The organism is Desmonostoc vinosum, assembly GCF_059505385.1.
This window is the reverse complement of sequence record NZ_JCACKM010000260.1, coordinates 1-5,688: the sequence shown is the minus strand read 5'-3', so window position 1 is coordinate 5,688 and position 5,688 is coordinate 1. Positions and strand designations below refer to the sequence as shown.

6 protein-coding genes are annotated in these 5,688 nt (G+C 44.2%); 3 read left to right on the top strand and 3 right to left on the bottom strand.

Annotation, left to right across the window (positions count from 1 at the left end):
- Window positions 1–149 precede the first annotated feature (149 nt).
- Together AC5JMF_RS28475 and AC5JMF_RS28470 are read left to right on the top strand one after the other, a co-directional pair.
- On the top strand, window positions 150–941 hold the full coding sequence (locus AC5JMF_RS28475; protein WP_495799071.1) for a YdcF family protein: 792 nt from the start codon (window positions 150–152) through the stop codon (window positions 939–941).
- Between the two features lie 3 nt (window positions 942–944).
- Window positions 945–1,166 (top strand): hypothetical protein, encoded by a 222-nt coding sequence (locus AC5JMF_RS28470; protein WP_495799070.1) that lies wholly within the window; start codon window positions 945–947, stop codon window positions 1,164–1,166.
- Between the two features lie 326 nt (window positions 1,167–1,492).
- On the opposite strand, the gene AC5JMF_RS28465 is transcribed toward AC5JMF_RS28470, so the two are convergent.
- The 3 genes from AC5JMF_RS28465 to AC5JMF_RS28455 form a co-directional block, all read right to left on the bottom strand.
- Complete coding sequence (locus AC5JMF_RS28465; RefSeq protein WP_495799069.1) at window positions 1,493–1,765, bottom strand: ferredoxin-thioredoxin reductase variable chain; 273 nt, start codon at window positions 1,763–1,765, stop codon at window positions 1,493–1,495.
- 258 nt (window positions 1,766–2,023) lie between these two features.
- Complete coding sequence (locus tag AC5JMF_RS28460; RefSeq protein ID WP_495799068.1) at window positions 2,024–2,335, bottom strand: hypothetical protein; 312 nt, start codon at window positions 2,333–2,335, stop codon at window positions 2,024–2,026.
- Complete coding sequence (locus AC5JMF_RS28455) at window positions 2,317–4,248, bottom strand: PP2C family protein-serine/threonine phosphatase (protein ID WP_495799067.1); 1,932 nt, start codon at window positions 4,246–4,248, stop codon at window positions 2,317–2,319. Before AC5JMF_RS28455 ends, AC5JMF_RS28460 begins: the two co-directional genes overlap by 19 nt.
- Before the next feature lie 706 nt (window positions 4,249–4,954).
- Between AC5JMF_RS28455 and AC5JMF_RS28450 the strand changes: the two genes are divergently transcribed.
- Window positions 4,955–5,401 (top strand): NfeD family protein, encoded by a 447-nt coding sequence (locus AC5JMF_RS28450; RefSeq protein WP_495799066.1) that lies wholly within the window; start codon window positions 4,955–4,957, stop codon window positions 5,399–5,401.
- The last annotated feature ends 287 nt before the right edge of the window (window positions 5,402–5,688 follow it).

Here is a 5,688-nt window from a genome sequence, read left to right as displayed (position 1 = left end):
GGACTGGGGACTGGGGACTGGGGACTGGGGACTGGGGACTGGGGACTGGGTAATTATCTTTCTCCCTCATCTCCCTCATCTCCCTCATCTCCCTCATCTCCCTCATCTCCCCTACTCCCTACTCCCTACTCCCCACTCCCCACTCCCCCATGTTTCTATACCTATCTAAACTACTACCACTGTTTTTTTATCCATTGGGACTAGCTTGTATGAGTCTAGTAGTGGCATTGGTGATGTTGTGGAAACGGCCACGCGTCGCAGCGATCGCTATTACTTTATCACTAACGCTACTGCTAGTTTGCAGCAATGCTTGGGTTGCTAAGTCACTGGTGCGATCGCTAGAATGGCAAAATATTCCACCCGCAACAGTGCCAAGTGCAGAAGCAATTGTAGTTTTGGGTGGTGCAACTAAATCAGCTTTTCCCCCTAGACCAACGGTTGATTTAAGTGAACAAGGCGATCGCATAATTTACGCAGCACAACTCTATCGCCAGAAAAAAGCTAACTTCATTATTCTTAGTGGTGGTCGCATCGATTGGCGCGGTAGTGGTTCTCCAGAGTCGGCAGATATGGCAAATATCCTCACTTCTATTGGTATTCCTGCTGAGGCAATTATTCAAGAACCTGACTCTCTCAACACTTATCAAAATGCCGTCAATGTCCGCAAAATTCTAGAGTCTCGTGGGATTAAACAGGTATTATTAATAACTTCGGCAATGCACATGCCGCGATCGCTCAAAATTTTCCAACGTCAAGGAATTAATGTTATTCCTGCACCTACTGATTTTCTGGTCAGTGAGGGTGAAATAGCTGAGCTTAGTAGTTCTCCTAAAGCCGCTATACTAAATTTATTACCAGATACTGATAATTTGCATCAATTCACTAATGCTTTAAAAGAATATATTGGCGGCTTTGTATATCGCTTACGTGGTTGGCTGTAAACAATGTCTCAAAATTTACATTATATTTTACCATTTCTGCGGCCCGAAGTTGAAGAAACCTTTGCTGCTTATCAAACAACTCACCAGTTTTATCAGGAAGTTCAAACACGCTCAGAGCATCAGCGTTATTGTGAATGGTATAACGAAACAGCAGAACGCAATCGTCAAGACTTAAAAAAAATGCGCGGCGAATTAAATATTATGCGATGGTTTCGCCGCAGATGAGTAATTTCATGTCCGCCTCAAGACTGATCATGTTGGCTGATATCATGTCCGGCTAATCACTTATCATAAAAATTTCTCCCTTCCCCCTTCGGGTGACGCTCGCAAGCTCGCTAACGCTGCGCTAACGCAGTCGCCTGCGGAGGGAAACCCTCCTTTACTCGCTGTCTCACCGCGTCTCCCTATCTCCGCGTCAGCCAAATCGTAAGTCTTTAAACGGACATGATATGACATGGAGACGCAGGAGTTTTTGATATCTTAAAAAAGAATGCAACAGATGCAAACTTTTAAACCCACGCTTAATCTAATTTCGGAATTTTGAATTGGTATTAGATAATTTCTAACTCATTATCACGTAAGTGTGCTTTAAATTTTTTACTAAACTGGACTAAAATTGGCAAATTAGCGCTCACAGGTCTATTTTCCCATTGAGTGACAATAGCTACAACATCACCCTCTGTGCCTTTGATATCAAAAGCCTGACCGCGATGCTCAGGATGATGGTAAACTACTACCGATTCTTTAATACGGACGCGATCGCCAACTTTCATATCCACATTTACACCTAACTTTTGCTTTTCCACAAGTATCTCCACAGCCATTGCTCACTGAAGTTGCTTTTTTGAAAAATAGACTGATGTAGCAGTCACGTTGAAGCACCTACGATACCAACAAAGCCAGCCTGAGAAGGCTTTGTTAAGCTTGTTCAGCAACATTACAGTCCCTTGGTACTTTGGCAAGTGGTCTAGTTCCTTTATTTTCAGTTGATTTGACATGTTCCCAAAGTTACATAAACTCTCGTAGCGAGTTGACAACAACTAGGGATAACCCAGAAGGTTCTGAGTTAGTATATCGACAAGTTATGTGGAAGAATTGTGCTTTTTCTCTTCCCTAATCGCAAACAAGCAATTTTTCCGAGCGATATTGTAGTCGTTCGGCTGTTTAGTGGAGATTAAAATCCGCACCAAATTCGCCTCCTCAATGCACTTGTTCACTCCCATGGGTGTCTCAGAGGCGCTATTGTCGAGGATGGCAAGCAGGCAAGGAAAAACTCGCTTTGCTTTTGCTATGCGCTTTAATGCCACCATTAATCTTACAACAAATAGATCTTCTGTTCCTACAGACTCAGCTATTGGCAATTCCCTATCACCTATCAATGACGGTGTGGACACAGTTGTTGCATTCTTTGGGGAAGTTGCCGACACATCTGCTGAAATCCTTGTGGATTAAATTCTCGCCAAGCCAATAATCCCAAACCCGTACCACCTATAAGCAAAACTAATATTCCAGTCAACGTTACCAAAGGTTTACTCCGACTTGGTTTTTTAATTGGTTTTTTAATTACTGCTGGTTCTGGGGTTGGTTCCTCTGTGATATCTAAATCCAGCAGCAGTGGAGAATTTTCTACTGTGATGTGTTCTTCTATTTGTGGTTCTGTTTGCGGTTCTACTTCTGGAATCTCGACTGACGGTAGCGGAGTCATCACAGGTACTGAGTATTCTGGGGAAACACGGCAATAAGTTAGAACAATTGATGTGTTATCGTGACCATTTTTTTGGTTTGCGAGATGAATCCATTCATGGACAGCATCTTCAACTGTAATTTGACCTGTTAAAACCGGGATGGCAAGATCTGGCCAATAATTTTCTATGAAGTTATTGTCACTTAAGCCATCAGAACATAACAGCAGTAAGCCATCTTCTTCTAAAATAAATCTTTGAATCAAAAATCTTAATGATTCAGCATCTTTGATACCCAAAGCTTGTGTCAAAGCATTAGCATCCGGGCGCAATAGTGCTTTTTGATACAAATTTCGCCCTGAGCGGACTTCCCGTGTGACGACATCATCATCTACTGTGAGTAACTGACAGTAGTGGCGAGTCATCCAATAGGCGCGGCTATCGCCAACATTAGCTAAGTAAAGTTCATGAGCATTATTTGTCTGCACTCGCTGCGGTATTTGCACAGCCATGACAAGAGTTGTAGCCATGCGTTCTCTACCTTGGCGTTTTTGCTCGTTATTGCGGACGCAAATCATGTTATTTGCGACTCGCAAGCTAGCTATTAGTTGTTCTTGCAATAATGCCGATGGTGTAACTTCTGTTTGTGTTGCTACTTCCATTAATAGGGCGCGGAGTTGCAATTTTAAAGACTGCACTGCCAACTGACTAGCAACCTCACCACCCTCATGTCCACCAATGCCATCGCAAACAATCGCTAAATGTGGAAGTAAAACATCATCTAACTCATTGGTAGTAGCAGGATAGCAAGTATCTTCATTTTGCGATCGCACTGTGCCAGTGTCACTAGCTCCAGCCACCTTGAGAGTTAATGGCAATTCTGCGGCAGCTGATAGCAACAGAGCATTGAGTTGAGTGGCGATCGCCTCCAACTCTACCTCAGTTTCACACATCTGTTGCACTATATTTCGTAAACTTTGAGCGACTGATGCCTTTGCAGACATTACCCAAGGTTGCCAACACTGTCCTAACTTGTGTAGAGACACGCAATCGCGCGTTTGTTCCAATTCCAGCAGTCGTACACACCAGCCTTGCACTCGTAAATTATTTGGCATCAACAAACTTTGGGACACCGACAATTCTGATAAAGGCTTCCAAAGTTGGAGAATTTGCCACAGCCAATAAACTTGTCGTACCGCCGTTGCTTGTTCCCAAGCTTCAATAATTGTTGGGTAGATATGTCCTGTTTCATCTATTGGCACATTTTCTAGTAAGAGGATATCATTCCCACCTTCATCAAGGACATGAGCAAATCCATATGGTTGAGGCAAATGTAACCGTTCTTGATATAGCTGTAGGTAAGGAATAACCTCTTTTGGTAATTCTTCTAGTATATCTGGTAACAAACCTGGTTGGGTATCCAGCCAAACTCGGCGTGAAATTACCTCATATCTATTTGCTACTTTAATACCCAATTTCACCTGATCAACCAATGAGCCAGTAGCCCAGATATAGCGGTAAACTATGGGAGTCTGACAACTGATACAAATACGGTTGCCCATAGAATTAATGGGATGATTACAACCTGGATTTACGCAATAAATTATTCGCTCAGTAGAAATCATGAAGGTATAAATTCAAGGGACAAATCAACTTTTAAAAGGGAATAGAGAACAGGCAACAGGGAACACTTCAGCCACCTCAGTGCATTGCAGGGAAATCCACAGAATTCAAATTAGAAAGCCAGCGCATTCTTATCGCCCTGCGTTGGAAAGCAACTGGCATAGATTTGAACAAAAACGTATTTTTTCTTAGTACTACGGATCTCGCAAAAAATAAAAATATTTTTTTCATAAACCAGTATTTGGGCGGGGTTTTTACTGTTCCCTTTTCCTTGCCTAAAGGGCTTGATGAATTTCAGTTAAATTTAGCTGTCAAAGTCTTGAGAGCTAGAATAGACTGGATTTGTGTACACCCGGCTACACCTTGTTACTGAAATTTATCAAAAATTCAAGAAACTGGGGACTGGGGACTAGAGGGGATGTGGTTCGACTTCTCCTGTCAAAGACACTACGCGTAGCTTGCTACCGCGTAGGAGTACAGGGGTACGCGGTAGTTGAATCTCGACTTCGCTCGATTACCGCAAAGCCGAAACTCACCAACCGGGGGATGAGGGAAAAATTTCTCCGCGTCCCCGCGTTCCATTCCCCGTGGGCTGAGCGAAATTTCTCCGCGTCCCCGCGTCCCCATTCCCCGTGGGCTGAGCGAAGTCAAAGTCCACTCCCCATTCTCCAGTATTTAAGTAGTAAATGTAGTGTCTAGGATGGCGCTATGCCAAGTTATACATTAATCTGGCTCATGGCTGGAGCAATTCTATGTTTAATGGAACTGTTCTTACCATCAGCTTTTGTAGCGTTCATGATGGGAATCAGTGCTTTTATCGTAGCGCTGCTGTCGAAAGTGGGTTTGGGAAGTTTATGGTTGCAAGTAGCAGTTTGGCTGTTACTTTCGACATTGCTAATTGTATTTTCCCGGCGATTTTTGCAACCACCACGACGACGCAAGTCAAAAATTCAGGATGCAAGCACCGCTGAAACCTTAACAGAAATTCCTGCAGGAAAAACAGGGCGGGTAATATATGAGGGGAATTCTTGGCAAGCTAGATGTGATGATGACAAACTCAGCGTAGCACCTCATCACAGAGTTTATGTAGTCAGGAGAGAAGGTACTACCTTGATTGTGATACCAGAAAATCTGGTCATGGGGAGTAGGGAATAGGGGTACTGGGGAGTGGGGAGTGGGGAGTGGGGAGTGGAGACTGGGGAATTGTCATTTGTTATTGATTATTCTCCGTGTCCCCGCGTCCCCCTTATCCCCCGGTTGGTGAGTTTCGGCTACGTTCCAACTACCGCGAAGTCGAACCTCATCCCCCTTATCCCCCTCATCCCCCTCATCTCCCTCATCCCCCTCATCCCCCTCATCCCCCTCATCTCCCTCATCTCCCTCATCCCCCCACTCCCCACTCCCCACTCCCCACTCCCCACTCCCCACTCCCCACTCCCCAC